We start from the raw sequence: 26,602 nt of genomic DNA, 5'->3' as shown, positions 1-26,602 counted from the left end.
CAACCTGGACATTCTAACCGCCCGGACGCCGCATTGCGAAATCGTCCGGCCCCGCGCCGGGCGCGACTAGGTCGCGACCACCACCGGGATGATCATCGGACGCCGGCGGTAGACCCGGTTGACCCACCGCCCGATGCGGCGGCGGATGAGCTGCTGGAGCTGGTAGGTGTCCTCCGCGCCGTCCTCCAGCGCCTCGACCAGCACCCCGCGCACCTCGTTCGCGATGTCGTCGAAGATGCCCTCGCCCTCCACGAAGCCGCGAGCCGTGATGTCGGGGCCGCTGACGAGCTTGCCCGAATGGAGGTTGACCACGGCGATCGCCGAGATGAAGCCCTCCTCGCCGAGGATGCGGCGGTCGTCCAGCTCGGCGTCACCCAGGTCGCCGACCGTCGAGCCGTCGACGAAGATGTAGCCGCACTCGAGCTTGCCGACCACCCGGGCGCGACCCTTCGCGAGGTCGACGACCCCGCCGTCCTCCACCACGATCGCGCGGTCGCGCGGCACCCCCGTCGCGACGGCCAGGTCGGCGTTCGCCACGAGGTGCCGCACCTCGCCGTGGACGGGCATGACGTTCTTCGGCTGGATGATGTTGTAGCAGTACAAAAGTTCGCCCGAGCTCGCGTGCCCCGACACGTGGACCAGCGCGTTGCCCTTGTGCACGACCTTGACGCCGTTGCGCGTCAGCCCGTTGATGACCCGGTACACCGAGTTCTCGTTGCCGGGGATCAGCGAGGACGCGAGCAGCACGATGTCGCCCTCCCCCGCGGTGATGACCGGATGCTCGTGGTTCGCGATGCGCGACAGGGCCGACAACGGCTCGCCTTGGGAGCCGGTCGACACGATGACGACCTCGTCGTCGCGGTAGTTGTCGAGCTCCTTCAGCTCGATGAGCGTGTCGGCGGGCACGCGCAGGTAGCCGAGCTCCTGCGCGATCGTCATGTTGCGGACCATCGACCGGCCCACGTAGACGACCTTGCGGCCCGCCTTGACCGCCTCGTCCATCACCTGCTGCACGCGGTGCACGTGCGAGCTGAAGCACGCCACGATCAACTTCTTGGACGCCTGCGCGAAGACCCGCTCCATCGCGGGCCGGATGTCCTTCTCCAGCGTCGTGAAGCCGGGCGACTCGGCGTTGGTGGAGTCGGCCATGAAGAGGTCGCAGCCCTCCTCGCCGATGCGGGCGAAGCCGCGCAGGTCGGTGAGCCGGTGGTCCAGCGGCAACTGGTCCATCTTGAAGTCGCCGGTGTGCAGCACGAGGCCCGCGGCCGTGCGCATGGCGACGGCCATGGCGTCCGGGATCGAGTGGTTCACCGACAGGAACTCCAGGTCGAACGCGCCGAGCTGGGTGCGGGAGCCGTCGTCCATGACGCGCAGCTCCACGTCGCGGATGCGGTGCTCGCGCAGCTTCTCGCGCACGAGCGCGAGCGTGAGCTTGGACCCGAGCACGGGAATCTGCGGACGCCGGCGCAGCAGGTAGGGCACGGCGCCGATGTGGTCCTCGTGGCCGTGCGTGAGAACGAGGCCCACCACGTCGTCCAGCCGGTCCTGGATGAGGTGCAGCCCGGGCAGGATCAGGTCGACGCCGGGCTGGTTCTCGTCGGGGAACAGCACGCCGCAGTCGAGCAGCAGGATCTGCCCGTTGATCTCGAAGGCGGCCATGTTGCGGCCCACGTCCCCGAGACCACCCAGGGGGATGATCCGGAGCGTGTCCGGGGCCAGCTTCGGAGGGGTTCTCAGAGATTCACGCACGGGGACCACCTTAGGCGGTCGGTCCACCCTGGTTAGCATGGGGTCCGTGAGCACCGACCCCGGCGTGTCGACGCCCGACAGCGTCCGTTTGGCCCTCCCGCACGAGGGCGCGTCCATCGCGTCCGTCCAACGGAGGTCCTGGCAACAGACCCTGCCCGCCGAGGTGGCCGAATCCCTGTGGCGGTCGGTCGACCTCGACGCGATGACCCAGTCGTGGGAGTCGGCGATCATGCGACCGCCCCTCGCCGAGTTGCGCGTGCTGGTCGCGGTGAACGCCGAGGGCCGCGTCGTCGGGTTCGCCGCCGTCGGGCCCTCCGACGACCCGGACGCCGAGCCGGGCGAGGACGCCCTGGTCGCCGAGTTCGTCGTCGACCCGTCGGCGCAGCGGCAAGGGCACGGCTCGCGTCTGCTGAACGCCGTGGCCGACACCCTGCGGGCCGATGGGTTCACCCGCGCGACGTGGTGGGTGCGCTCGATCGACGACGTGACCAGGCGTTTCGTCACCGAGTCGGGCTGGGAGGCCGACGGCGCTCATCAGGAGGTCGAGACCCCCGACGAGGCCGCCCGCGTGAAGATGGTGCGCCTCCACACCGCGCTGTAGGGCGCCGGGTCTTCCGGCGACGAGACGTTCCTGAGCGGCGTCCGGGGCGTCCGTGCAGCGGCGTCCGCTTGGAGGTTCGCGCGACGGCCGCGAGTGGGCACCCCTCCGGATGGAACCGCGCGCAACCCCTTCTCGCCAGGGTCGCGTCCCGTTAGGTTGCTGGCACCCCCGCGCCACGGCGGCGCGGACGTCCCTCCTGGAGGAGCCGATGTCATCCCCCCACCACGCCCCTCAGCCGGCCCACGCGATCGCCGAGGGCGACCCGTACGTCCTCGACCCGAGCAAGATCCGCGAGCCCCCGCAGGGCTGGGCGCCCAGCATGCGGTTCCTCGGCCCGGGCATGATCACGAGCGCCGCGGTCGTCGGGTCGGGCGAGCTGATCACCGCGACCACGCTGGGGGCCCGCGTCGGGTTCATCCTGCTGTGGCTCGTGTTCGTCTCGACGTTCGTGAAAGTCGCCGTCCAGATCGAACTGGCCCGCTGGTCGATCTCGACCGGGCAGCCGGGCATCCCGGGGTACGACCACGTGCCGCCGAAGATCCTCGGGCGCGGGTGGATCTCGTACCTCGCGATTCTCATGTTCCTGCAGTTCGTGACGAGCCAAGCGGGCGTGTTCGGGGCAGCCGGGCTGGCGCTGGCGATCCTGATGCCGATCGACGGCGACCCGACGTCGGCGGCGTCCGTCGGGTTCTGGGTGCTCGTGATGGTGGCCATCGCGATCGCGATTCACTTCTCGAACCGGTACGGCATCGTCGAGCGCGTCTCGACCGTGCTGGTCGTGCTCGTGACGTTCGCCGTCGTCGTGATGGTGTTCGGCATCCAGGTGACGCCGTTCGCGTGGACGGCGGGCGACCTGGCGTCCGGGATGACGTTCCAACTGGCCGCCGGCACGATGGGCGTCGCGCTGGGCATGTTCGGGCTCACCGGCGTGGGCGCCGGCGAGATCACGTCGTACAGCTTCTGGTGCGTCGAGAAGGGCTACGCCGCGTGGACCGGTCCGAACGACGGCTCCGACGAATGGGCCGAGCGCGCCCGCGGCTGGATCTCGGTGATGAAGAAGGACGCCTGGATCTCCTGGGTGATCTACACGCTGTCGACGGCCGCGTTCTACATCCTGGGGGCGGCCGTATTGCGCCCCCAGAACCTGGCACCGACCGGCAACGACGTCATCCGGGTCATCTCGCGCATCTTCACCGACACCGTCGGCGAGTGGGCCGGCGTGGTGTTCCTCGTGTTCGCCGCGGTCGCCCTGTTCAAGACGATCCTGGCGAACGTCCCCAGCCTGTCTCGGCAGATCGCCGCGGCGCTGGCGATCTTCGGAGCGTTCGACTGGGCGGACGCCTCCGCGCGGGCCCGCTGGATGCGCGTCCTCATGGTGGTCATGCCGATCATGTGGGGCGTCCTCGCGGTGATCGTGTCGTCGCCGCTGCAGTTGGTGATCTTGGGCGGCATCCTCAACGCGTTGTACCTGATGGCCGTGTCCATCGCGACGCTGTACCTGTCGTTCACCGAGACCGACCGGCGCATCAAGGACGGCTCGCTGTTCACCGTGTACCTCGTCGTCTCGGCGATCGCCGTCTTCGCCGTCGGGACCATCGCGCTGGTCGACATGTTCTGATGCGCATCGGCGATCGGGCCGCACGCACGCTTCCCACCCCGCGGGGACTTGCCCTGAGGCGTGCCTGTGGTTAACTAGTTGAATGAGCAACAACAGCGAACGGCCGGAGCACGCGAGCGGCGGCAACTACTCCACCAAGGGCAAGAGCTTCAGCCGGGACATGAACTACATCCCGACCCGGCTGCTGCGCGACGTGCCCGAGGGCGCGGACGCCGTCGCGGTCGAGCCCGGCCGTTACCGGCTCATCGCCGCGCGGGCGTGCCCCTGGGCTAACCGGACGCTGATCGTCCGGCGGCTACTCGGCCTGGAGGACGCCCTCAGCGTCGGCATGCCCGGCCCGGTGCACGACGCGGATTCCTGGACCTTCGACCTCGACCCCGGCGGCGTGGACCCGGTGCTCGGCATCCCCAAGCTCAAGGACGCCTACCTGGCGCGCGACCCGGAGTACCCGCGCGGGATCACCGTGCCCGCGATCGTGGACACGACGACCGGGGCCGTCGTCACGAACGACTTCAACCAGATCACGCTGGACTTCTCCACGCAGTGGACCGAGTTCCAGCGCGACGGCGCACCGAACCTGTACCCCGAGGCGCTGCGTCCGGAGATGGACGAGCTCATGCACTGGGTCTTCACCGAGGTCAACAACGGCGTCTACCGGTGCGGGTTCGCGGGCTCCCAGGAGTCGTACGACGCCGCCTACGAGCGCCTGTGGGTGGCGCTCGACCGGCTCGAGGAGAGGCTGGCCGGACGCCGGTTCCTCATGGGCGACACGATCACCGAGGCGGACGTCCGGCTGTTCACCACCCTCGTCCGGTTCGACGCGGTCTACCACGGGCACTTCAAGTGCAACCGGAACAAGCTGGCCGAGATGCCCGTGCTGTGGGCGTACGCGCGCGACCTGTTCCAGACCCCGGGCTTCGGCGACACGATCGACTTCGAGCAGATCAAGCAGCACTACTACGTGGTTCATCGCGATCTGAACCCGCTCGGCATCGTCCCCGACGGCCCGGACCCCTCCGGCTGGCTGACGCCTCACGGGCGCGAGTCGCTCGGCGGGCGTCCCTTCGGCGACGGGACGCCCCCGGCGCCCGTCCGGGACGCCGAGCGCTCGCCCCACACGATCCTCGGCTGAGGGCGGGCGCGGCGGGGCGGGGTGACGACACCGCCCGCCCCAGGGCGCACACGCCCCACCGACGCGCGCGTCAGGCGCCGATGCCCAGCAGCTTCTCGATGCCGATCGTGAGGCCCGGCAGGCCGGGCACCGCGCGGACGGCCGTCAGCAGGCCGGGCATGTAGGACGCCCGCGTGAAGCCGTTCTCGGCGATCGTGAGCTGCTCACCCTCGTTGCCGAACCGGACCTCCTGGTTCGCGAACAGCCCCCGCTGCCGGACGGCGTGCACGTGGACGCCGTCGATGCTGGCCCCGCGGGCACCGCCGGGATCGATCTCGGTGGCGTCCGGGACCGGGCCGAGCCCGGCGGCCTGACGCGCGGCGGCGATCTTGCCGGCCGTCGTCTTCGCCGTGCCGGAGGGCGCGTCCACCTTGTTCGGGTGGTGCGCCTCGATGACCTCGACCGACTCGAAGAACGGCGCCGCGAGCTCGGCGAAGTGCATCATCAGGATCGAGCCGACCGAGTAGTTCGACGCGATCACGACGTTGGTCGGCTTGCCCTCCAGGTCGCGCGCGACCTGGTCGTACTGCTCCTGCCCGATCCCGGTCGTGCCCACGACCGCGTGGACGCCGTTCTCGATGCACCAGGCGATGTTGCCCATCACGGCGTCGGGGACGGTGAAGTCGATCGCCACGTCGGCGGACGCCGCCGGCGTCCGGTCGTCGCCCGCGTCGATCGCGGCGACGAGTTCCAGGTCGTCGGCCGCCTCGACGGCCTCGCAGATGGTGGCGCCCATGCGCCCTTTCGCTCCGAACACGGCAACCTTCATGGCGGCCAGTCTAGGCAGCCGGCGCCCGCCCCCGCACGGACGACGGCCCCGGCACCTGCGCGGTGCCGGGGCCGTCGTGCGGCGTCCGAGGGACGATCAGGCGTTGGCCGGGGCCTCCGACTTCTCCGCCTTCTCCTCCTCGACCGGGGCGAGCGAGAGCTTGCCGCGATCGTCGACCTCGGTGATCTCGACCTGCAACTTCTGGCCGACGCTCACCACGTCCTCCACATTCTCGACGCGCTGGCCGCCGTTGAGGCCGCGCAGCTTGCTGATGTGGAGCAGGCCGTCCTTGCCGGGCAGCAGCGAGACGAACGCACCGAACGGCATGATCTTCACGATCGTGCCCAGGTAGCGCTCGCCCTTCTCGGGCATGGTCGGGTTGGCGATGGCGTTCACCATCGCGCGGGCCGCCTCGGCGGCCTCCCCGTTGTCGGCGCCGATGTAGATCGTGCCGTCCTCCTCGACCGAGAGGTTCGCGCCCGTGTCGTCCTGAATCTGGTTGATGACCTTGCCCTTGGGCCCGATCACCTCGCCGATCTTGTCGACCGGGATCTTCACGGTGATGATGCGCGGCGCGAACGGGCTCATCTCGTCGGGCACGTCGATGGCCTCGCCCATCACGTCGAGCAGCGTCAGCCGGGCCTCGCGGGCCTGCAGCAGCGCACCGCCGAGCACCGACGCCGGGATGCCGTCGAGCTTCGTGTCGAGCTGCAGCGCGGTGACGAAGTCACGCGTGCCGGCCACCTTGAAGTCCATGTCGCCCATGGCGTCCTCGGCGCCCAGGATGTCGGTGAGCGCGACGTAGTGGGTCTCACCGTCGATGTCCTCGCTCATGAGGCCCATGGCGATGCCCGCGACCGGCGCCTTCAGCGGGACGCCCGCGTTCAGCAGCGACAGCGTGGACGCGCAGACCGAGCCCATCGAGGTCGAGCCGTTCGAGCCGAGCGCCTCCGACACCTGCCGGATCGCGTAGGGGAACTCCTCGCGCGTCGGCAGCACCGGCAGCAGCGCGCGCTCGGCGAGCGCGCCGTGGCCGATCTCGCGCCGCTTCGGCGACCCGACGCGGCCGGTCTCGCCCGTGGAGTACGGCGGGAAGTTGTAGTTGTGCATGTACCGCTTCGTCGTCTCCGGCGAGAGCGTGTCGAGCTTCTGCTCCATGTCGAGCATGTTCAGCGTGCTGACACCCAGAATCTGGGTCTCGCCGCGCATGAACAGCGCCGAGCCGTGGACGCGCGGCAGGACGCCGACCTCCGCCGACAGCGTCCGGATGTCACGGACGCCGCGGCCGTCGATGCGCACCTGCTCGGTGAGCGTCTTGCGGCGGACGACCTTCTTCGTCAACGCGCGGAACGCACCGGTGATCTCCTTCTCGCGGCCCGCGAACTGGCCGTCGAGCTCGCTGTGCAGCTCGGCGAGCAGCGACTCGGTGGACGTCTCGCGCTCCTGCTTGCCCGCGATGCTCATCACGATGCCGAGACGCTCGGCGCCGGCGCGCTCGACGGCCTCGAAGACGTCGGGCTCGTAGTCCTTGAACACCGGGAAGGCGCTGGTGGCCTTCGGCAGCATCTGCGACAGCTCGACCTGCGCGTCGCACAGCGCCTTGATGAACGGCTTGGCCGCCTCGAGGCCCTGCGCCACGACCTCCTCCGTCGGAGCCTGGCGGCCCGACTTCACGAGATTCCACGTGCGCTCGGTCGACTCGGCCTCGACCATCATGATCGCGACGTCCCCGTCGGGCAGGACGCGGCCCGCGATGGCCATCTCGAACGTCGCGTCGGCGCTCTGCTCGACCGTCGGGAACGCCACCCACTGGTCGCCGATGAGGGCGATGCGCAGGCCGCCGACCGGGCCGGAGAACGGCAGGCCCGCCAGCGTCGTGGACGCCGACCCCGCGTTGATCGCGAGCACGTCGTAGCGGACGTTCGGGTTCAGCGCCATCACCGTGATGACGACCTGGACCTCGTTGCGCAGCCCCTTGACGAAGCAGGGGCGCAGCGGGCGGTCGGTGAGCCGCGCGGCGAGGATCGCGCCCTCGCTCGGGCGCCCCTCACGCCGGAAGAACGAGCCGGGGATGCGGCCCGCGGCGTACATGCGCTCTTCGACGTCGACCGTCAGCGGGAAGAAGTCGATCGCGTCGCGGGGGTTGTTCTGGGCGGTCGTCGCCGACAGCAGCATCGTGTCGCCGTCCAGGTAGACGGCCGCGGAGCCGTTCGCCTGGCGGGCCAGCAGGCCCGACTCGAAGCGGACGACGTGCTTGCCGTAGCTGCCGTTGTCGATGACGGCCTCGGTGTAATGGAGATCGGGTCCCTCCATAGCCATGGAAGTGTCCTTTCGTTGGGGGAGTCGCCCCCGCCGGACCTGACGCGGTCTTCGATCGAGGCCCACGGGACGCCGCTGGTGCGGCCGGCCCGAGAGCCACTACCGAGGACCGACACCACGGTCGGGCAGAGGTCGACGTTCGGTTGTGCAGTTGTGCGCGACCCACCCCGACGCTAGCGACGAGGGGGGCGAGTTCGGAGCCGCCGCGCTGCGCGGCGGCGCGGTTGCGGAGACCTCCGGACGTACGACGAGGGAGCGGCCTTCGAAGGCCACTCCCTCAGCACGAGCCGGATGTCACCGGCGCAGCCCCAGCCGGGCGATCAGCGAGCGGTAGTGCTCGACATCCTGCTGGGCGATGTAGTTCAGCAGCCGACGGCGCTGGCCGACCATCAGCATCAGCCCGCGACGGCTGTGATGGTCGCCCTTGTGCTCCTTCAGGTGCTCGGTCAGGTGCGCGATGCGCTTGGTCAGCAGCGCCACCTGGACGTCGGGAGAGCCCGTATCCCCAGGAACGGTCGCGTACTCTTCGATAATCTTCTTCTTCTCGGCAGCGTCCATGACGAACTGCTCTCCTCTCGGTTTCCCGTTGCGCGGCGCTCCCTGACCCGGCGGGCCCGGCGGTTGAACCGCCGCGGGAGCTCTTGGGCGTCCGCGGCCGTCGTGACGGCAGTTGAATACTCTACCGTGCCCTCAGTGCTGGCGGAAATCGGCGGGGACCGGACGCCCCTTCCGGCCCCGCCTCGCCCTCGCCGTCACGGCTGGGCGCGCACGCGCCGAGTTCAGCCCTCCGGAACGACCGGGGCGCCCTCGACGCCCCGGTGACGCAACGGCGGGTAATCCTCGTAGTGCTCGCAGACGGCGCGCACGAAGCCCCCTTCGTCTCCGTCCAGCAACGCCGCGACGATCCCCCGGTGCAGTGCGAGCGAACGGGCCGCCACGTCGGGGTCGTAGTTCACGCTGAGAAGCCATTCGTCGCGGCGCATCGGTGCCACGTATTCGTCGGTGGTCCGCATGAGGAACTCGTTGTGGGACGCCTTGGCGATGAGCTCGTGCAGGTCGAAGGTGCAACTCAGGTACCACTGGTGGTCATCGCCCCCCAGGGCCTCCTCCATCTCGGCGATGACGGCCCTGATCTTGAGGCGGTCGGACCTGCTGGCACGACGCATGGCCAGGACGCCGGAGGCGATCTCCAGCGCCTGACGCGCCTCCAGCCCCTCCATGATGGTCTGCCCGGCGACGAGTTCGACACCGCGATCCGCCCCCCTGCGGGCCTCGACGACGAAGCTCCCCTCACCCAGCCGCGTCTCGATATCCCCCGCGAGCTGCAGCACCTTGAGCGCCTCGCGCACCGCGGCCCTGCCGACCGAGAAGGCACGCGCCAACTCGCGCTCCGAGGGGAGCTTCGAGCCGGCTGGCCACGCTCCCTCGGCGATCCGGCCTTGGAACTCGCGCGCCAGAAGATCGGACTTGCGCACCCCGCCGACCCCCGACGCACCCATACCCGAACCCCTCTGCTTGATGGCGATCCACTGCTGGTCCGACCAGAGATGAACCGACCCTACCCTCGACGACGAACTCCGCGCAGCCCGGCAAACACCCTTGCCATGGGCCTATGACCGATGCAATGGGCCGAGACGACTTTGACACGAGTGGGCCGGAGTGGTCTCATGATAGCAACCGGTCCTACCGGTCCGACCGCATGGTGCAGCGACGCCCCCGCGGGAACCGGGGGCGGTCGTCACCGTGCAGCGCTAGGAGCGAACTAATGGGCACTCGGGTCGAAGAAGACCTTCTCGGGCAACGCGAAGTTCCCGACGACAAGTACTACGGAATCCACGCCCTCCGAGCTTTGGAGAACTTTCAGATCTCCGGCCGGAGCATGAACGAACAGCCCGAGTTCATCCGAGGCATGGTTCAAGTGAAGAAGGCATCGGCCCTCGCCAACAAGGAACTCCACACGATTCCTGGCGATCTCGCCGACGTGATCGTCGCCGCGTGCGACGAAATCCTCGTCAAGGGGCGCTGCATGGACCAGTTCCCCACCGACGCCTTCCAGGGCGGCGCCGGCACGTCGATCAACATGAACACCAACGAGGTCGTCGCCAACCTCGCCTTGGAACTCATCGGCTACCCCAAGGGTCGTTACGACGTCATCAACCCCAACGACCACGTCAACAAGTCCCAGTCGACCAACGACGCGTACCCCACCGGATTCCGGCTCGCCGTCTACACGCTCATCCGTGAGTTGGGCCGCGCCGTCAAAGACCTCGTCGCCAGCTTCGCCGCGAAGGGCGACGAGTTCAGCGACGTGCTGAAGATGGGCCGCACCCAGTTGCAGGACGCCGTGCCCATGACCCTGGGCGCCGAATTCCACGGGTACGCGAACAACCTGGAGGAGGAGATCAAGCGCCTGCGCATCTCGGCGGCGCTCCTCCTCGAGGTCAACCTCGGCGGCACCGCGATCGGCACCGGCCTCAACACTCCCGAGGGCTACCCCGAGATCGCCGCGGCCAAGCTCGCGGAGGTGACGGGCTACCACCTGACGCCCTCCCCCGACCTGCTGGAATCCAGCTACGACAACGGCGCTTACATCGCCGTCCACTCGACCGTCAAGCGTCTGGCGGCGAAGCTGTCCAAGATCTGCAACGACCTGCGCCTGCTCTCCAGCGGGCCGCGCGCGGGCCTCAACGAGATCAACCTGCCGCAGATGCAGGCCGGCTCGTCGATCATGCCCGCGAAGGTCAACCCGGTCATCCCCGAAGTGGTCAACCAGGTCTGCTTCAAGGTGTTCGGCAACGACGTCACGGTGTGCTTCGCGGCGGAGGCCGGCCAACTCGAACTCAACGTCATGGAGCCGGCGCTCTCCCAGGCGATGTTCGAGTCGGTCCAACTGCTCATCAACGCCTGCGACACCCTCCGCACGCGCTGCGTCGAGGGCATCACGGCCAACGAGGAGCGCTGCCGCGAATTCGTGATGAAGTCCATCGGCATCGTCACGTACCTCAATGACGTGATCGGGCACCACAACGGCGATCTCATCGGCAAGGAATGCGCCCGCACTGGCAAGTCGGTGCGCGAGGTGGCCATCGAGATGGGGCTGCTCACCGGCGAGCAGATCGACGCGATTCTCACCAACGACAACTTCGTCAAACCTCACTACACGGGCAGGCTCTACGGCGCCGACGAGCGTGGGCTTCCGGACGACGCGAGGAACTACGCCAGGCACAAGGCCTGACGGAAGCTGCCCGCGGTCTGCGACGAGCGCGGGCAGCACCCGAATAGAGGGAAGACCGGCTTCGACGACCCCGCAACGCTAGGGTGGCCGGAGAGTGTCGCCGGGACCCGGCACCGCCACCAGTTCGGTGTCGGCCACGCCCGGCGCGGTCGTCAACGAAGGAGTGAGGCATGACTGTTGTGATCGGCGTCCCCGCGAACGCCGACCCTGCGGAGACCCGGACACCGATCGTGCCCGACGTCGTCAAGAAGTTGGACGCCCTCGGCGTCCAACTCGTGGTGGAGCGAGGCGCCACTCAGGGCGCGTTCCTCCTCGAGGACGATCTAGCGGTCACGTGGGTCGATTCGACCGCCGAGGTGATCTCGGCGGCGCAGATCGTGTGGACCATCGGCAACCTGACACCCGAGGCTGAGGCGCAGTTGCGGCCCGGGCAGATCCTGATGGGTCTGCTCGCCCCGTACAGCAGCGCCGAGCACGCCTCCCGGCTCGCCCAGCAGGGCGTGACCGCGTTCGCCATGGAGTTGCTCCCCCGCATCTCGCGGGCGCAGAGCATGGACATTCTGAGTTCCCAGGGGGCGGCGTCCGGCTACCAGTGCGCGCTGATCGGCGCCACGCGGTCGCCCAAGTTCTTCCCGATGCTGACGTACGCGGCGGGCACGATCCGGCCCGCGCGCGTGCTCGTCGTCGGCGCCGGCGTGGCCGGCCTCCAGGCGATCGCGACGGCCAAGCGGCTGGGTGCGATCGTGGAGGGTTACGACGTGCGTCCGGAGACGCGCGAGCAGGTCGAGTCGCTCGGCGCCAAGTTCGTCGACACGGGCGTCAGCGCGGCGGGCACCGGCGGTTACGCCCGCGAGCTCACCGACGACGAGAAGGCCCAACAGGCCGCGGCCCTGGCGAAGGCGATCGGGAAGACGGACGTGCTGATCACGACGGCCGCGGTGCCGGGCAAGAAGGCCCCGGTGATCGTGACCCGCGCCATGCTGGACGGGATGCGCCCGGGCAGCGTCGTGGTCGACATGGCGGCCGAGACCGGCGGCAACGTCGAGGGGACGGTCGCGGGCAAGGAGATGCGCGTCGGCCCGGCCCACGTCGTCGGCCCGGTGAACCTGCCGGCCCGCATGCCCGTGCACACCTCGGAGATGTTCAGCCGCAACCTGTACAACTTCACCGCGCCCATGATCACGGACGGCGAACTGGTCATCGACTGGTCCGACGAGGTGATCCGCGGCACGGCGCTCACGCACGGCGGGTACGTCGCCCACCAGAGCGTCGGCAAGGTCCTGGGCCTCCAGACCGTCGCGGTCCGCGCGGCGGATCCGCTCGCCGACCAGGCGCCCACCGACGTGCAGCCGGCGCCCGCTGTGGACGCCACGGCCGTCCAGCCCCTCCCGACCACCGACCAGGAGCCTCAGGCATGATCGATCTGCTCTACCTCTACATCTTCGTGCTGGCGGCGTTCGTCGGCTACGAGGTCATCTCCAGGGTCCCGGTGATCCTGCACACGCCCCTCATGTCGGGCTCCAACTTCGTCCACGGCGTCGTGCTCGTCGGCGCGATGTTCGCCCTCGGCAACGCGCAAGGGCCGCTGCAGATCACGCTCGGGTTCCTCGCCGTGCTGCTCGGCGCCGCGAACGCCGCCGGCGGCTACGTCGTGACCGACCGCATGCTGGGCATGTTCGCGTCCAAGAAGAAGCAGGTCGCTGCGAAGAGCGAGGGTGAGAACTGATCATGGCTTTCGTTCTTGTCAACGGCGTGTACCTCATCGTCGCCGTCCTGTTCATCCTCGGCCTGAAGGCCATGAGCTCGCCCGTCACCGCCAAGCGCGGCATCATGTGGGCGGGCGTCGGCATGCTCGTCGCCACCGTCACGACACTGCTCATTCCGGGCACGCAGAACCTGATCCTCATGGTGCTGGCCATGGCGATCGGCGGCGGCGTCGCAGCCTGGCTCGGCAAGGTCGTGAAGATGACCGACATGCCTCAGATGGTGGCGGTCTACAACGGCATGGGCGGCGGCGCGGCCGCGCTCATCGCCGCGATGGAGTTCGCGGGCGGGCACATCGATCGTCCGGTGGTGGCCATCATGGCGACCCTCGGCGCGCTGATCGGCTGTGTCGCGTTCTCCGGCTCGGTCGTCGCGTTCCTGAAGCTGCAGGGCATCATGAAGAAGGCCCTGCGCCTGCCGGGCCAGAACCTCACGAACATCGGCCTCGCCGCCGTGACCCTGATCCTCGCGATCATCGTCATCGCCACCGGCAACGGGGTGGCGGTCGTGCTGTTCTTCCTGATCTCGCTGCTGCTCGGCGTCATCGTCGTCTCCCCCATCGGCGGGGCCGACATGCCGGTCGTCATCTCGCTGCTGAACGCCTTCACCGGCCTGGCGGTCGGCTTCGAGGGCTACGTTCTCGGCAACCCGGCACTCATCATCGCCGGCATCGTCGTCGGTGCCTCCGGCACGCTGCTCACCCAGCTCATGGCCAAGGCCATGAACCGGCCCATCAAGAACGTCATCTTCACCCCGCTCACCGGCGAGGCCCAGGAGGGCGCGGCCGAGGTCGAGGGCTCGATGAAGGAGATGAGCGCCATGGACGCCGCCGCGGCCATGCGCTACGCCGAGAAGGTCGTCATCATCCCGGGCTATGGCATGGCCGTCGCCGGCGCGCAGCACAAGGTCTGGGAGATGACCAAGCTGCTGGAGGACGCCGGCGTCGAGGTGAAGTTCGCCATCCACCCGGTGGCGGGCCGCATGCCCGGTCACATGAACGTGCTGCTGGCCGAGGCCGGCGTCCCGTACGACATGATCTACGACCTCGAGGAGATCAACGACGAGTTCAGCCAGACCGACGTCGCCCTCGTGATCGGGGCCAACGACGTCGTGAACCCGGCGGCGCGCAGCGACAAGAGTTCGCCGATCTACGGCATGCCGATCCTGAACGCCGACCAGGCGCACCAGGCCATCGTCATCAAGCGCGGCCGTGGCAAGGGCTACTCCGGCGTCGAGAACCTGCTGTTCTACGCCGACAACACCTCGATGCTGTACGGCTCGGCCCAGCAGGCCGTCGCCGACGTCATCGCGAACCTCAAGACGCTCGTCTGAGACAGCGCCGGATTACACACAGGGGCGGGTCCGTGCGGACCCGCCCCTGTGGCGTCCTCAGGCCCGCCGATCGGCGGGCGTCCTCTCGTCAGCCCGGCAGTTGCACGACCTCGGACGCCGGCGGCGTCGGGATCGTCACGGGCCGGCCGTAGCCGGAGAATGTCGTCGTGAAGGTGCCTTCGCTCTCGGGCCACTGCGAACGGACGGGCCGGTAGTCAGGCCCGACCCACAACTCCTGGGTGCGGCCCGACCCGGTCAGCGTGTAGTGGCGCGCCCGAACTCCTTCGACGGTCTCCTCGCCCCGGAACACCGCCTTGTCGACGCCGCCCTGCAGCGCCGCCGCGTCATAGGACTGCTGCACGTCGCGCACGGCCTCCGGGACGCTGCTCAGCGACCCCTTCAGCCACTTGCCCTGCGTGAGCTCGCCGGCCTTCACGTAGGCGGTCGCGCCGTCGATCATCACCTCGACGCCGCCCTGCTGCGTGCCCTTCGCGTACATGCGGGTCGTCTCGCCGCCGAAGTCGAGAGCCGCCGTCCCGCTGGCCACGACGCTCTTGTCGGCCTTCGTCACCTCGAAGGACGCCGTCGACGTCTTCGCGTCCCGCTGCGCCTTCGCGACGGCCGCCAGCAGGGCGTGGGCGTCCACCTCCTGGCCCGGGGCGACGCTCGCGACGGTGCCTGCGGCCGTCGGGGACGCCGTCGGTGCGGCCGCGCTCGGGGTGCCGGCAGCCGGCGAGTCGGGCGCGGGGGTCGTGCCCGAGGGGGCCGTACACCCGACGGCGAGCACGGCGACGGCCGCGAGGCAGAGACGGGGCAGGACGCGCATGGGTTCCTCCAGCGGGATGTGCGGGCAACAGAACTCCCCCGAGGCTACCCGGTACTCCCGCGGGGGCCGCAGCGCAATCCGGCGGCCCCGCGCGGGCGGTGCCCGAGGGGCGGACCACCTTGTTGAGAAAGGGGGGCCTAGGACACACTGATGCCGAAACATGATCGCAACGAGGAGGGCCCATGAGCCAGCAGAACACCCCCAAGACCTCCATCGACGTGCGGTTGGCCAACGCCGATGACGCTGAGGCCCTCGCGCATCGCGAACCCAACCCCGACGCGAGTTTCGCCGAGAAGCACTTCGAGTTGCAGGAGCAGGGCGACTACTTCCTGGTGGTGGGGTTCGTGGGTGGCGAGCTGGGCGGCTACGTCGTCCTCGACTGCCGCGAGGAGACCGACCTGCGGCCCGAGATGAAGAACCTGTGGGTGTATCCGGAGTTCCGCCGCCGGGGCCTCGGCGCCGCCCTGTCGCAGTACCTGGAGACGCTCGCCAGCCGGCACGGCTTCGATGAGATCCAGCTCGGCGTCGACCCCGAGAACCCGGCCGCCATCCCGATGTACATCGGGCTCGATTACACGCCGACCGGCCACCACCGCGTCGCCACCTACCTCACGATCGCCGAGGACGGCACCGAGACCGAGGTCAAGGGGCACGACGCGATCTACCGCAAGTCGCTGCGCATCTCCGCCTGAGACGAACGCGCGGGGCGCCCGGCCGGGCGTGCCCGGGCGTCAGCGCCGCAGCGCCGGAACCTGAGCGTCCGCGAGGCAGACCACCTGCACGCGGGCGCTCACGTGCGTGCCGACCAGCAGCACGCTGAGCGGGAGAGTGCCCTCCAGCGGCACCTGCGCGATGACACCCCCGGCGCGGAGGATGTCGCCTGCGCTGGCCAGGTCATCCGGACGCCCGCCGCGCACCAACACGCCCGAGCCGTCGGCGAACCCCAGCCGCCAGCACCCCGGACGCGACGCGGGCTCCACCGACCACAGCCGGACGCCGTCGGCGCGCAGGGCCTCCAGACGGTCGGCGGCGCGCTCGGCGAGCGCCCGCTCATGCTGGGCGAGGACGCGGCGACCGAGGGCGTCCACGTCTTCGATGTGCCGGGACGACAGCCCGGCGACCCGCCGCCCCCCGTTGGGCGTCGGGAACCACGTCGTCAGCGAGATTCGCACAGGATCAGTATGGTCACCCGCGCGAGGGACCCGCAATCGTTCGAAAGTGCCCCGACCTTCTTACCTATTCAGTCTTTCGGCGAGGCTCACGGCACCTTTGGCCCGGCGCTAGGCCGCTTCCTGCCGCAGCAGCGTCCGGCAGCGATCGACGTCGTCGCGCATGCGGACGATCAGGTCGTCGATGGCGTTGAACTTCACCTGGCCCCGGATGTGGTCGATGAAGTCCACCGCGATGCGCGCCCCGTACAGCTCGAGGTCGGTGCGGTCGAGCACGTAGCTCTCCACGCGCCGCTGGAGGCCGTCGAAGGTGGGGTTCGTGCCGACCGAGATCGCGGCCGGCCAGCGCTCCGGCGCACGCCCGGCCAGCGGGACGCCGTGGGCGTCCAGCCCGTCGAGCCGGGTCACCCAGCCCGCATAGACGCCGTCGGCCGGGCACGCGAGGATCGCGGGCACCGGCAGGTTCGCCGTCGGGAAGCCCAGCTCGCGCCCGCGGCGGTCGCCTTGCTGCACGACGCCGCTGAACCGGAACGGACGCCCCAGGTGCTCCGCGGCGCGGCGCACGTTGCCGGCGGCCAGCTGCTGCCGGATCAGCGTGGAGCACGTATCCTCCGACTCGAACTGCACCAGGCTCAGCGCGGTCACCTCGAACCGGCCGCGCCCGTACTCGCGCAGCGTTTCCACCGTTCCCGACGCCCCCCGGCCGAACCGAAAGTTCTCCCCCACCACGACCCGACGCGGGTGGAGCGGCCGGATCACGTCGCTGAGGAAGCGCTCCGGCGTCCACGACGCGAAGTCGTGCGTGAAGTCGATCACGCGCACCTCGTCGGCGCCCGCCTGCTTCAGCAACGCGATGCGCTCCTCCAGCCGGGTGAGCAACTGCGGCCCGTGCCCGGGGCGCAGCACCGACAGCGGGTGCGGCCAGAAGGTGACCACGATCAGCGGCAGCGTGGGCTCGGCCTGGTGGGCCGCCTCCAGCACCCTGCGGTGCCCCGGGTGCACGCCGTCGAAGTTGCCGATGACGACGACCGATTCGCTCATGCCTGCCTTCCGCCCTGGACCGTCCCGCACTCTACCAAGCCTTCGACGAGCGTTCCGGGCCGGAACGCGAGGGCGGCCGCGACGGGTCCCTGCCCGTCGCGGCCGCCCACCGGACGCCTGCCGCTCAGCCCTCCTGGCGTCCCCAGAATCCGTCGGCGGAGAACAACTCGTCGGTGATCTCGTCGAGCAGCCCCAGCTCCAGCGCGAGGTCGAGCACCGTGTAGCGCTTGCGGATCATCTGCGCCCGCACGTAGGTGTCCTTGAACCGGCCCCACGCGAGCTGGATGTCGCTCGGGTGCGCGGGCGCCTGGGCGTCCCGGAGCATCCGCTGCAACTCGTCAGGGCCGATGAGTTGGGCTTCGAGCTTCGGGCGCAGCTCGGGCCACACGCGCTTGACCAGCTCGATGCGCTCGGCGAGTTGCTCGGGCGTGACCCACTTCGCCAGCGACTGCACGACGGTCTCGTCGACCAGCTTCGGGTCGGGGTGCAACGACCGGACGCGGCTCTCCATCGCCTCCCTGCTGGGCCACCGCGCGACGATCGCGTCGGTGTCGAGCCCCGCGATGTCTTTGGTGAAGAGCCGCTGGTAGAACGCCGAGATCGCCACCGAGCCGACCGCCACCTTGAAGCCGTGGCTGAGCCGCCGCGGGGTGATGTCGACGCCGTGGCCCTCCATCTCCCACAGGTGGCTGAACTGATGCTCAGCCCCGGACGCCGGCCGCGAACTCTGATGCGCCTGCATCGCCAACCCCGACATGACCAGGCCCTCGGCCAGGTCGTTCGTCGCCGACACGTCGTGCGCGGCCAGCTCGGCCGGCCGCGACAGCGACGTGCGCAGGGGCCCCTGGACGAGGTCCCAGACGGCCCGGTCGATCTTCTCGACGCCGACGGCGTCCGCGATCATCCAGTCTGCGCCCGCCGGCACCTTACCCAGCAGGTCGCCATACCCGGACGCCGTCATCACGGTCGGCGCCTCGGCCATGATCGTCAGGTCGGAGATCGACCCGGCCGGGGCCGGGCACGAGAGCGTCTGCTTGAACCCGTCGAGCGCGATGGACGCCCCGAAGGCCGTGAAGCCGTCCATGGACGCCGCCGTGCCGATCTGCAGGTACTCGCGCTCCAGCTCCCCGGACGCCCGCTTCACGATGTCGTTCAGCGTCCCGCCGCCCACGGCGACGGCGATGGCGTCCACGTCCCGCAAGGCGTCGCGCAGCAGCTCGCAGTTCTCGTACTGCGCATACAGCTCGGGCGCGCCCGGGAAGACGTGCGGCGGCACGGTCTCCACCCCGGCCGCGGCCAGGATGCGCAGGACGCGGTCCCCCGCGACCTGCATCGTGCGCTCGTCGCCGACGACGATGGCCGCCCGACCCGGGAACAGCTCGGCGAACACCGTCCCCGCCTTCTCGATCGCGCCCTCCTCGACGATCGCGACGCGGGTGTCGCTGGAGTCCTTCAGGGCCCGCTCGATGAGCTCGCTCATGCGCGATCCGCCTCGTGGTCGACGACGTCGTGGATGAGGTCGGCCATCTGCGGGAAGGCGGAGATGTACTTGTCGACGTAGAACTGGTACTGCTCGTGCACCTCCTGGTTCGGCTCCATCGTGTCGATCTCGTGCACCATGTTCTTCGCGGCGTCGATGAGGTCGGTGTAGACCCCGGCGCCCACGGCGGCGATCATCGCCGAGCCGAGCGCGACGGCGTCCCCGACCTCGGTGAGGGTGATCGGCTTGTTCATCACGTCGGCGTGCATCTGGATGAGGTCGCGGCTCTTGGTCATGCCGCCGGCCGCGACGACCTCGGTCACCTCGAGTCCGGCGGCCTCCATCGCCTTCAGGTTGTGGGCGTTTCCATAGCAGATGCCCTCCTGGATGGCGCGGTAGAGGTGCTCGGGCCCGTGGTGCAGCGACAGGCCCCAGATGATGCCGCGCGCCTTGGAGTCAGTGTACGGCGTCCGGTTGCCCTGGAAGTACTCGTTGACGATGAGTCCGTCCGCGCCCGGCGGCAGGTGACGGCTCTGGTCGTTGAGGATGTCGTAGACGTTCAGGCCCGTGCGCTCGGCCGCCTGGACGACGTCGCGGGCGAAGTTGTCCTTGAACCACTTCATGACCGAGCCCGTCGAGACCTGGCCGCCCTCGACCGTGTACTGGCCGGGCATGACCCCGTCGGTGTAGGCGCCGAAGAAGCCCTTTCCGTGGATCGGCTTGTCGCTCTGGCCCGTGAACACGTGCGAGCTGCCGGTGATGAGGGCCATCTTGCCCGGCTGGACGACGCCGAGGCCGATCTGGCCGGCCCAGGCGTCCGCGGGGCCCTGGGCGACCGGGATCCCCGGACGCAGGCCGAGCAGCTGGGCCGCGATCGTGGACAGGCCGCCCACCGGCGTCCCGAGGTCGAGCACGCGCTCGGGGATCTTGTCGAAGGCGTCCCCGCAGCCGATGTGCTCGTAGAAGTCCACCGGCCAGCCGCCCTGGTCGCGGTTGTAGTACATGCGCAGGGCGGCGGAGTTGATGTTCACGGTCCACTCGCCGGTCAGCTTGTAGGTGAGCCAGTCGGGCGCGTCGACGAGGTGGGCCGCCCGCTGGTAGGTCTCGGGCTCGTTCTCGCGCAGCCAGGCCGCCTTGAACGGGTACCATTCGGCGGTCGCCGGGGCCGTCCCGTTGCCGTTGTAGAGGCGGGCGACCGAGTCGGACGTCTCCGCCCGCGCGGACTGCTTGGTCGCGCGGACGTCCATCCACATGATCGCCGGGCGGATCTCCTCACCCTTGGCGTCCATCGCGACGACCGTCATCGTCGTCGCGTCGTAGCTGATGCCCACGATCTGCGCCGGGCTGATGCCCGCGTTGCGCAGCGCCAGGTGCGCGGACGCCTGCAGCGCCTCCCACCACTGCTTCGGGTCTTGCTCGGCCCACCCGGCCCGCGGATGGGACGTCTGGTACGGCGTCGCCGCGAACGTGATCGGGTTCCCCTTCAGGTCCACGATCACCACGCGGCAGCTCTCGGTGCCGTAGTCGATTCCGAGTACGTACTGGTCTTCGGCCATGATTGTCGTTCCTTCCGGACGCCTCGCTGCGTCCCTGCCTGCCCGCCGCGTCCGCGCGCTGGGCGTTTCCTTCATCGGACGCCTCCCGGCCGGTTGGCCGGGAGGCGGGGTGGGCTGAGGGTGCCCTAGGAGTCGTCGTCAGCGGTCCAGCCGAGCTCGGTCCACGCCGAGGCGGGGATGAGCCGGTCGATGCGGTCCATGACGTAGGTGGGGTTGTGCGCCGGGTCGAGGGCGCGCACGTCGTCGGCCGTGGCCTCGCCCGTGAGCACGAGCGCCGAGACCATGTTCGTGTCGAGCGCCATCTGAATGTCGGTCTGCAGCCGGTCGCCGACCATGACGGCCCGCTCGGGCTCGACGTCCAGCCCCGCCAGGGCGGCGTGCAGCATGATCGGGTCGGGCTTGCCGAGGTTCAGGCGGCACTTGGTGCCGGTGCAGGCCTCGATCGCCGCGACGATCGCCGCGCAGTCGGGCTCGCCGCGCCCGCCCGGGAACGGGCAGAAGCGGTCGGGGTTCGTCTGGATGAGGAACGCCCGCTTGTGGAACCAGATGGCGTCGAACGCGATCTGCAGCTTGCGGTACTCGAACGTCCGGTCGTACGAGGCGACGACGATGTCGATCTCCTCGGGGTTCTCGCTCATCGCGATGCCCGCCTTCGCGAAGGCGCGCTTGAGCGGCTCCTCGCTGATGGGGAAGACGACGGCGTCCGGATGGTTCGCCTTCAGCCACCGCGTGGTCGTGACGACCGTGTTCGCGATGTCCTCCAGGTCGGTCGGCAGGCCGAGCTTGAGCAGCTTCTGTTGGTACTGCTCGGGATCCTTCGTCGGATTGTTCGACAGGAACCGCACGGGGATCTCCCGCCGGCGCAACTCCTTGATCATGCGGGCCGCGCCCGGCAGGAGGTGGTCGCCGAGGTAGATCGTGCCGTCCATGTCGAAGATGTAGGCGTCGTAGAACCCCTCGGGGCCCCGCAGGATGTCGAGGTCGGTCATCGCGGCTTCACTCGCAGGACGAGACGACCTCGTCGGCGTCCTGTCGCTCGTCGTAGGCGTCCAGGGCGGCGACTTTGGGCGCGGAATGCGAGGTGGTGTCGAACGCGTAGCCGAGGAACTCCTTCGCCAGGCGGCGGGCCAACTCGACGCCGATCACGCGCTGGCCCATGCAGAGCACCTGGCCGTTGTTGGAGAGCACGAGGCGCTCGGCGGAGAAGCTGTCGTGCGCCGTGGACGCCCGGATGCCCTTCACCTTGTTCGCCGCGATGGCCATGCCCATGCCGGTGCCGCAGATGAAGACCCCGCGATCGGCGTCCCCCGCCGCGATGATCTTGGCGCCCTTGACGCTGACGTGCGGGTAGTCGATGTCTTCCTTCGCGCCGACCCCGACGTCGATGACCTCGTCGACGCGCTCGTCGGCCTCGAGATCTTTCTTGATGGCTTCCTTGTAGTCGTACCCGGCAATGTCGGCGGCGACGACGACTCGCAGACCCATGGCGTTCCCTTCCGCATCGGCGACGATGCTTCTTCACACGGATTGTGATGAAAGTATCACGTTCAGTGATAGATCCACCATAGTTTGTGTGACCAATGCTGGCCCGGACGCGGCGTCGCCACGCCCCTGGTGTGCGAGCCTAGGACGCCTTCGCGGCGCTGACTACCTCTAACGGGACGCCCGTTTCGGTCAGGGCGCGGCGCATATTCTCATCGACGCCGTCGTCGGTGAACACCGTGTCGAACTCGGTGAGCGCGGCGAACGAATACAGCGCGCGGCGCGCGAACTTGGTGTGGTCGAGGATGAGGAACCGGCGCCGGGCCGAGGCCATCATCTGCCGCTTGATCTGCGAGGCGTCCTCGTGCGGGTGGAAGCAGCGGCCGTCCGCAATGCCGGACGCCGACAGGATCGCGACGTCCGCGCGCAGCTCGCCGAGCTGCGCGACCGTCGCCGACCCCATGAGCGATTCGGCCCACGGCTGGTAGGTGCCGCCGGCCACGATCAGCCGGACGCCGCTGCTGTGGCCCACCTCGCGCGCGACGAGCAGCGAGTTCGTGATCACCGTCAGGGGCGTGACGTCGAGCGCGCGCAGGGTCCAGACGCCGGAGGTCGAATCGTCGAGCATGAGCGCCATGCCGGGGTTGATGCGCTGGGCGACCGCGTGGCCGAGCGCCTGCTTCAGCGCGACGTTCTGGTCGAGCCGGAACGACGCGGACGCCTCGTGCAGCCCCGTCGCCATGGCCGAGACCGTGCCGCGGCCGCGCTGGACGATGCCGGCCTCCTCGAGCGCGGCGACGTCGCGGTAGATCGTCATCGCCGAGACTCCGGCGGCGCTGGCGAGCTCGTCGACGGTCACGGTGCCGCGGGTCACCACCCGCTCGGCGATCATCAGCCGCCGCTCCTGCTGGTCGCTCGCACTGCCCCGCCCCGTATGCCGCTCGCTCACCCTGCCTCCTCGCGCGTCAGCGTAGCGGAGGGGTGCTCCGCGGGCGCCGGCGGCGGGTCGGCGTGCCCACCGGGGACACGGTTCGCCCGGCGGCGCCGAGCCACACGGCTCAGATCAGCAGGGATCAGATCAGCAGGGATCAGATCAGCAGGGATCAGATCAGCACGGCCACGGGGACGCTCCCCGCCGCGGCGGGTCGGTACAGGGCGATCAGACGGCCGTCGGCGATGATCCCCGTCGGGTCCTCGGGGACGCCGACGTCCAGCGGACGCCCCACCGCCACGTCGGCGGCGCGGGCGGCGTCCACCTCGACGACGGGGAGGCAGGCGCGCGCCGCGTCCGCCAACGAGGTCAGGTCGAGCGGCACCCGCTGGCCGGGAGCGAGGTCGCCGAACACGGCGTCCCAGGTGGCGTCGGCCAGCGTGAACGGGCCGACGCGGGTGCGCCGGAGGGCGGTGAGGTGGCCGCCGGTGCCCAGGTCCCGACCGAGATCCCGGGCCAGCGCCCGGATGTAGGTGCCCGAGCTGCACTCGACCGTGACGTCGACGTCGAGCACCGGCACCCCGTCGGCCTCCGCCTCCCGGACGCCCAGCACGTCGAACCGCGACACCGTCACCGGACGCCCGGCCAGCTCCACCGCCTCGCCCTTCCGGACGCGGGCGTACGAGCGCTGGCCGCCCACCTTGATCGCCGAGACCGCCGACGGCACCTGGACGATCGCGCCTCGGTAGGCCCCGACGGCGTCCGAGACGGCGGCCGCCGTGAGGCCGGCCGCACCGGCGGCGTCCGTGATCTCGCCCTCGGCGTCGTCGGTGATCGTCGCCTGCCCCAACCTGATCGTCGCGTCGTACGCCTTGTCGGCGAGGGTGAGGTGGGTGAGCAGGCGCGTCCCCTTGCCGACGCCGAGCAGCAGGACGCCGGTCGCCATCGGGTCGAGCGTGCCGGCGTGCCCGATCTTCTTTTGGCCCAACGCGCGACGAGCCCGCGAGACCACCTGGTGAGAGGTGATGCCCGCGGGCTTGTCGACGATGAGGAGTCCGGAGGTGTCCATGGGGTGCGGGTCGCCGCGCGGCTACCCCGCGTCCCCCTCCTCGTCCTCGCGCTTGCGGTACGGATCGGCCTCCCCGGCGTGGGACGCCTGCGCGGCCTGGGCGGCCACGTCGGCGTCCGACTGGCGAGCCTTGGCGAGCAGCGCCTCGATCTCGGCGGCGGACTCGGGCACGGCGTCCAGCGCGAACTGGATCGTCGGCGTGAACTTCATGCCGAGCTGCTTGCCGACCGTCGAGCGGATCAGGCCGGTCGCCGAGCGCAGCGCGGCGGCCGTGCCCGCGACCTCCTGCGCCGCGTTCTCGGGTGAGGTCGGCATGACCGTGTAGAACACGGTCGCCTCGCGCCCGTCGCCGGTGAGCCGGACGTCGGTGATCGTGACGAACCCGAGCCGCGGATCCTTGATCCGCCGTTCGAGCATGTCCGCCACGATCACCTTGATCTGCTCGGCGACCTTGATGTAGCGGGGGTTACCCATGCGTTCCTCCTAGTCGCGCGGCTTCTCGACCATCTCGTACGTCTGGATGACGTCGCCGGTCTTGATGTCGGAGAAGTTCGCGAGCGTCATGCCGCACTCGTACCCCTCGCGCACCTCGGTGACGTCGTCCTTCTCGCGCCGCAGCGACGCGATGGACGTGTCGGTCACGACCACGCCGTCACGCAGCAGGCGAGCCTTCGCGTTGCGGCGGATCAGGCCGTCCATGACGAGACAGCCGGCGATGTTGCCGAACTTGGAGCTGCGGAAGATCTCGCGGATCTCCGCCTCGCCCAGCACGTGCTCCTCGAACACGGGCTTGAGCATGCCCTTGAGCGCGGCCTCCACGTCGTCGATCGCCTGGTAGATGATCGAGTAGTAGCGGATGTCGACGCCCTCGGCGTCGGCCAGCTGTGTGGCCTTGCCCTGGGCTCGGACGTTGTAGCCGATGATGACCGCGTTGGACGCCGCCGCGAGGGTGACGTTCGTCTCGGTGATCGCGCCGACGCCGCGGTCGATGATCCGCAGATCCACCTCGTCGCTGACCTCGATGCCGAGCAGCGCGTCCTCCAGCGCCTCGACCGAGCCGGCCGAATCGCCCTTGAGGATGAGGTTGAGCTCCTGCGTCTCGCCCTTCTCGAGCTGGGCGAAGATCTCGTCCAGCGTCTTACGGCGCGTCGACTTCGCGAGCATGGCGGCGCGCTGGCGCGCCTCCCGCTTGTCGGCGATCTGCCGGGCCATCCGGTCGTCGTCCACCACGAGGAAGTTGTCGCCGGCGCCCGGAACGGACGTCAGGCCGAGCACCTGCACCGGCATGGACGGCGGAGCCTCGTCGACGGTTTCGCCCCGGTCGTTGATCATCGCGCGGACGCGGCCGTGGGCCGAGCCGGCGACGATCGAGTCGCCCGTGTGCAGGGTGCCGCGGTGAACGAGGACGGTCGCGACCGGGCCACGGCCCTTGTCGAGGTGCGCCTCGATCGCCACGCCCTGGGCGGGCATGTCGGGGTTCGCGCGCAGATCGAGGGACGCGTCGGCCGTCAGGACGATCGCCTCCAGCAGCCGCTCGAGGCCCTCGTGCGTCACCGCGGACACGTCGACGAACATGGTGTCGCCGCCGTACTCCTCGGGCACCAGCCCGTACTCGGTGAGCTGCCCGCGGACCTTCGCCGGGTCGGCGCCGGGCTTGTCGATCTTGTTGACCGCCACGACGATCGGCACGTCGGCCGCCTTCGCGTGGTTCAACGCCTCGATCGTCTGCGGCATCACGCCGTCGTCGGCCGCCACCACGAGCACCGCGATGTCGGTCGACTTCGCACCACGGGCACGCATGGCGGTGAACGCCTCGTGACCCGGGGTGTCGATGAACGTGATCGCGCGCTCTTCGCCCTCGACCTCGGTCTCGACCTGGTAGGCGCCGATGGCCTGCGTGATGCCGCCGGCCTCCTTCGCCACGACGTTCGAGTGCCGGACCGCGTCCAGCAGCTTCGTCTTGCCGTGGTCGACGTGGCCCATGACCGTGACGGCCGGCGGGCGGGACTCCAGGTCTTCCTCGTCGCCCTCGTCTTCGCCGAACTCGATGTCGAAGCTCTCCAGCAACTCGCGGTCCTCGTCCTCCGGGGAGACGACCTCGATGTTGTAGTTGAGCTCGGCACCCAGCACCTGCAGGGTGTCGTCGGCGACCGACTGGGTCGCGTTCACCATCTCGCCCAGGTTGAACAGCACCTGCACGAGGCTGGCCGGATCGACGCCGATCTTCTCGGCGAGATCCGTCAGGGACGCCCCGCGGCGCAGGCGAACGGTCTCGCCGTTGCCGTGCCGGATGCGGACGCCACCGATCGTCGGCGCCTCCATCTGGTCGAACTCTTGACGGCGCTGCTTCTTGCTCTTGCGACCGCGCCGCGACTGCCCGCCCGGACGCCCGAAGGCGCCCTGCGTGCCGGAACCGCCACGGCCGCCACGGCCACCGCGACCGCCGCCGATCGGGCCCGTCGGGCCGCCCGGGGCACCACCGCGACCCGG

The 26,602-nt window shown here is 69.7% G+C and carries 24 protein-coding genes; 8 read left to right on the top strand and 16 right to left on the bottom strand.

The genetic code is table 11. The features are described from left to right. Nucleotides 1-66: 66 nt before the first annotated feature. Complete coding sequence (locus tag WMJ97_RS06405; RefSeq protein WP_347348147.1) at nt 67-1,788, bottom strand: ribonuclease J; 1,722 nt, start codon at nt 1,786-1,788, stop codon at nt 67-69. Here WMJ97_RS06405 and WMJ97_RS06400 point away from each other — a divergent pair. The 3 genes from WMJ97_RS06400 (at nt 1,787) to WMJ97_RS06390 (ending at nt 5,100) form a co-directional block, all read left to right on the top strand. After that, the gene (locus WMJ97_RS06400; protein ID WP_347348146.1) at nt 1,787-2,350 is read left to right on the top strand and encodes a GNAT family N-acetyltransferase; all 564 of its coding nucleotides are present in this window, start codon (nt 1,787-1,789) and stop codon (nt 2,348-2,350) included. The genes WMJ97_RS06405 and WMJ97_RS06400 overlap by 2 nt on opposite strands. A 208-nt stretch (nt 2,351-2,558) precedes the next feature. Beyond that, complete coding sequence (locus WMJ97_RS06395; protein ID WP_347348145.1) at nt 2,559-3,968, top strand: Nramp family divalent metal transporter; 1,410 nt, start codon at nt 2,559-2,561, stop codon at nt 3,966-3,968. 82 nt (nt 3,969-4,050) lie between these two features. Then, nucleotides 4,051-5,100, top strand: a complete 1,050-nt coding sequence (locus WMJ97_RS06390) for a glutathione S-transferase C-terminal domain-containing protein (RefSeq protein ID WP_347348144.1) — start codon at nt 4,051-4,053, stop codon at nt 5,098-5,100. A 70-nt stretch (nt 5,101-5,170) separates the two neighbouring features. Here WMJ97_RS06390 and dapB read toward each other — a convergent pair whose 3' ends face one another. From dapB to WMJ97_RS06370, 4 genes are all read right to left on the bottom strand, one after another. Next, nucleotides 5,171-5,908 (bottom strand): 4-hydroxy-tetrahydrodipicolinate reductase, encoded by a 738-nt coding sequence (dapB, locus tag WMJ97_RS06385; protein WP_347348143.1) that lies wholly within the window; start codon nt 5,906-5,908, stop codon nt 5,171-5,173. A gap of 96 nt (nt 5,909-6,004) precedes the next feature. After that, nucleotides 6,005-8,221 (bottom strand): polyribonucleotide nucleotidyltransferase, encoded by a 2,217-nt coding sequence (locus WMJ97_RS06380; RefSeq protein ID WP_347348159.1) that lies wholly within the window; start codon nt 8,219-8,221, stop codon nt 6,005-6,007. A 300-nt stretch (nt 8,222-8,521) separates the two neighbouring features. Then, nucleotides 8,522-8,785, bottom strand: a complete 264-nt coding sequence (rpsO, locus tag WMJ97_RS06375) for a 30S ribosomal protein S15 (protein WP_347348142.1) — start codon at nt 8,783-8,785, stop codon at nt 8,522-8,524. Between the two features lie 221 nt (nt 8,786-9,006). Beyond that, complete coding sequence (locus tag WMJ97_RS06370; RefSeq protein ID WP_347348141.1) at nt 9,007-9,726, bottom strand: FCD domain-containing protein; 720 nt, start codon at nt 9,724-9,726, stop codon at nt 9,007-9,009. A gap of 266 nt (nt 9,727-9,992) precedes the next feature. Here WMJ97_RS06370 and aspA point away from each other — a divergent pair, with 266 nt between their 5' ends. The 4 genes from aspA to WMJ97_RS06350 all read left to right on the top strand — a co-directional run bounded on the left by aspA (nt 9,993) and on the right by WMJ97_RS06350 (nt 14,558). Then, a complete protein-coding gene (gene aspA / locus WMJ97_RS06365) occupies nt 9,993-11,462 on the top strand; it encodes an aspartate ammonia-lyase (protein WP_347348140.1) in 1,470 nt (489 codons plus the stop codon). A 170-nt stretch (nt 11,463-11,632) separates the two neighbouring features. Continuing rightward, complete coding sequence (locus WMJ97_RS06360; RefSeq protein WP_347348139.1) at nt 11,633-12,880, top strand: NAD(P) transhydrogenase subunit alpha; 1,248 nt, start codon at nt 11,633-11,635, stop codon at nt 12,878-12,880. Then, complete coding sequence (locus WMJ97_RS06355) at nt 12,877-13,188, top strand: NAD(P) transhydrogenase subunit alpha (protein ID WP_347348138.1); 312 nt, start codon at nt 12,877-12,879, stop codon at nt 13,186-13,188. The genes WMJ97_RS06360 and WMJ97_RS06355 overlap by 4 nt, the downstream gene beginning before the upstream one ends. A 2-nt stretch (nt 13,189-13,190) precedes the next feature. Further along, entirely contained in the window at nt 13,191-14,558 is a 1,368-nt protein-coding gene (locus tag WMJ97_RS06350) for an NAD(P)(+) transhydrogenase (Re/Si-specific) subunit beta (protein ID WP_347348137.1), read from the top strand. Between the two features lie 88 nt (nt 14,559-14,646). Here the strand turns inward: WMJ97_RS06350 and WMJ97_RS06345 are convergent, their stop codons facing one another. Continuing rightward, entirely contained in the window at nt 14,647-15,384 is a 738-nt protein-coding gene (locus tag WMJ97_RS06345; protein ID WP_347348136.1) for a hypothetical protein, read from the bottom strand. Between the two features lie 182 nt (nt 15,385-15,566). On the opposite strand from WMJ97_RS06345, the gene WMJ97_RS06340 reads away from it, so the two are divergent. Further along, on the top strand, nt 15,567-16,076 hold the full coding sequence (locus WMJ97_RS06340; protein ID WP_347348135.1) for a GNAT family N-acetyltransferase: 510 nt from the start codon (nt 15,567-15,569) through the stop codon (nt 16,074-16,076). Nucleotides 16,077-16,115: 39 nt separating this feature from the next. Here the strand turns inward: WMJ97_RS06340 and WMJ97_RS06335 are convergent, their stop codons facing one another. The 10 genes from WMJ97_RS06335 to infB form a co-directional block, all read right to left on the bottom strand. Continuing rightward, entirely contained in the window at nt 16,116-16,556 is a 441-nt protein-coding gene (locus WMJ97_RS06335; protein WP_347348134.1) for a hypothetical protein, read from the bottom strand. 108 nt (nt 16,557-16,664) lie between these two features. Further along, the gene (locus tag WMJ97_RS06330) at nt 16,665-17,594 is read right to left on the bottom strand and encodes a bifunctional riboflavin kinase/FAD synthetase (RefSeq protein WP_347348133.1); all 930 of its coding nucleotides are present in this window, start codon (nt 17,592-17,594) and stop codon (nt 16,665-16,667) included. A gap of 124 nt (nt 17,595-17,718) precedes the next feature. Next, nucleotides 17,719-19,074 carry a sn-glycerol-1-phosphate dehydrogenase gene (locus WMJ97_RS06325; RefSeq protein ID WP_347348132.1) on the bottom strand — a complete coding sequence of 452 codons (1,356 nt, stop codon included), beginning with the start codon at nt 19,072-19,074 and terminating at the stop codon, nt 17,719-17,721. Next, the gene (locus WMJ97_RS06320) at nt 19,071-20,630 is read right to left on the bottom strand and encodes an FGGY-family carbohydrate kinase (RefSeq protein ID WP_347348131.1); all 1,560 of its coding nucleotides are present in this window, start codon (nt 20,628-20,630) and stop codon (nt 19,071-19,073) included. Before WMJ97_RS06320 ends, WMJ97_RS06325 begins: the two co-directional genes overlap by 4 nt. 125 nt (nt 20,631-20,755) lie before the next feature. Continuing rightward, complete coding sequence (locus WMJ97_RS06315) at nt 20,756-21,619, bottom strand: HAD-IIA family hydrolase (protein WP_347348130.1); 864 nt, start codon at nt 21,617-21,619, stop codon at nt 20,756-20,758. A 7-nt stretch (nt 21,620-21,626) separates the two neighbouring features. Continuing rightward, nucleotides 21,627-22,115 carry a ribose-5-phosphate isomerase gene (locus tag WMJ97_RS06310; RefSeq protein WP_347348129.1) on the bottom strand — a complete coding sequence of 163 codons (489 nt, stop codon included), beginning with the start codon at nt 22,113-22,115 and terminating at the stop codon, nt 21,627-21,629. A 139-nt stretch (nt 22,116-22,254) separates the two neighbouring features. Then, nucleotides 22,255-23,061: a DeoR/GlpR family DNA-binding transcription regulator gene (locus tag WMJ97_RS06305; protein ID WP_347348128.1), complete on the bottom strand. Its 807-nt coding sequence runs from the start codon at nt 23,059-23,061 to the stop codon at nt 22,255-22,257. Nucleotides 23,062-23,215: 154 nt separating this feature from the next. Then, a complete protein-coding gene (truB, locus tag WMJ97_RS06300) occupies nt 23,216-24,112 on the bottom strand; it encodes a tRNA pseudouridine(55) synthase TruB (protein WP_347348127.1) in 897 nt (298 codons plus the stop codon). Between the two features lie 21 nt (nt 24,113-24,133). Further along, the gene (gene rbfA / locus WMJ97_RS06295) at nt 24,134-24,586 is read right to left on the bottom strand and encodes a 30S ribosome-binding factor RbfA (RefSeq protein WP_347348126.1); all 453 of its coding nucleotides are present in this window, start codon (nt 24,584-24,586) and stop codon (nt 24,134-24,136) included. A 9-nt stretch (nt 24,587-24,595) separates the two neighbouring features. After that, nucleotides 24,596-26,602 (bottom strand): translation initiation factor IF-2 (infB, locus tag WMJ97_RS06290; protein ID WP_347348125.1); only part of this gene is annotated, 2,007 nt, incomplete at its 5' end.

Source organism: Nigerium sp., from assembly GCF_039811905.1.
Classification (GTDB): Bacteria; Actinomycetota; Actinomycetes; order Propionibacteriales; family Propionibacteriaceae; genus Propioniciclava.
This window is presented reverse-complemented; position numbering and strand designations above follow the sequence as displayed.

What these genes read in the sequence shown, in the direction of transcription:
- WMJ97_RS06350 (WP_347348137.1), top strand. Translation starts at nt 13,191, where the DNA reads ATGGCTTTCGTTCTTGTCAACGGCGTGTACCTCATCGTCGCCGTCCTG.
- WMJ97_RS06355 (WP_347348138.1), top strand. Translation starts at nt 12,877, where the DNA reads ATGATCGATCTGCTCTACCTCTACATCTTCGTGCTGGCGGCGTTCGTC.
- WMJ97_RS06310 (WP_347348129.1), bottom strand. Translation starts at nt 22,115, where the DNA reads ATGGGTCTGCGAGTCGTCGTCGCCGCCGACATTGCCGGGTACGACTAC.
- WMJ97_RS06395 (WP_347348145.1), top strand. Translation starts at nt 2,559, where the DNA reads ATGTCATCCCCCCACCACGCCCCTCAGCCGGCCCACGCGATCGCCGAG.
- WMJ97_RS06345 (WP_347348136.1), bottom strand. Translation starts at nt 15,384, where the DNA reads ATGCGCGTCCTGCCCCGTCTCTGCCTCGCGGCCGTCGCCGTGCTCGCC.
- WMJ97_RS06390 (WP_347348144.1), top strand. Translation starts at nt 4,051, where the DNA reads ATGAGCAACAACAGCGAACGGCCGGAGCACGCGAGCGGCGGCAACTAC.
- truB (WP_347348127.1), bottom strand. Translation starts at nt 24,112, where the DNA reads ATGGACACCTCCGGACTCCTCATCGTCGACAAGCCCGCGGGCATCACC.
- WMJ97_RS06400 (WP_347348146.1), top strand. Translation starts at nt 1,787, where the DNA reads ATGGGGTCCGTGAGCACCGACCCCGGCGTGTCGACGCCCGACAGCGTC.
- WMJ97_RS06315 (WP_347348130.1), bottom strand. Translation starts at nt 21,619, where the DNA reads ATGACCGACCTCGACATCCTGCGGGGCCCCGAGGGGTTCTACGACGCC.
- WMJ97_RS06380 (WP_347348159.1), bottom strand. Translation starts at nt 8,221, where the DNA reads ATGGAGGGACCCGATCTCCATTACACCGAGGCCGTCATCGACAACGGC.
- aspA (WP_347348140.1), top strand. Translation starts at nt 9,993, where the DNA reads ATGGGCACTCGGGTCGAAGAAGACCTTCTCGGGCAACGCGAAGTTCCC.
- WMJ97_RS06325 (WP_347348132.1), bottom strand. Translation starts at nt 19,074, where the DNA reads ATGAGCGAGCTCATCGAGCGGGCCCTGAAGGACTCCAGCGACACCCGC.
- WMJ97_RS06320 (WP_347348131.1), bottom strand. Translation starts at nt 20,630, where the DNA reads ATGGCCGAAGACCAGTACGTACTCGGAATCGACTACGGCACCGAGAGC.
- WMJ97_RS06370 (WP_347348141.1), bottom strand. Translation starts at nt 9,726, where the DNA reads ATGGGTGCGTCGGGGGTCGGCGGGGTGCGCAAGTCCGATCTTCTGGCG.
- WMJ97_RS06405 (WP_347348147.1), bottom strand. Translation starts at nt 1,788, where the DNA reads ATGCTAACCAGGGTGGACCGACCGCCTAAGGTGGTCCCCGTGCGTGAA.
- rbfA (WP_347348126.1), bottom strand. Translation starts at nt 24,586, where the DNA reads ATGGGTAACCCCCGCTACATCAAGGTCGCCGAGCAGATCAAGGTGATC.
- WMJ97_RS06360 (WP_347348139.1), top strand. Translation starts at nt 11,633, where the DNA reads ATGACTGTTGTGATCGGCGTCCCCGCGAACGCCGACCCTGCGGAGACC.
- WMJ97_RS06340 (WP_347348135.1), top strand. Translation starts at nt 15,567, where the DNA reads ATGAGCCAGCAGAACACCCCCAAGACCTCCATCGACGTGCGGTTGGCC.
- rpsO (WP_347348142.1), bottom strand. Translation starts at nt 8,785, where the DNA reads ATGGACGCTGCCGAGAAGAAGAAGATTATCGAAGAGTACGCGACCGTT.
- dapB (WP_347348143.1), bottom strand. Translation starts at nt 5,908, where the DNA reads ATGAAGGTTGCCGTGTTCGGAGCGAAAGGGCGCATGGGCGCCACCATC.
- WMJ97_RS06330 (WP_347348133.1), bottom strand. Translation starts at nt 17,594, where the DNA reads ATGAGCGAATCGGTCGTCGTCATCGGCAACTTCGACGGCGTGCACCCG.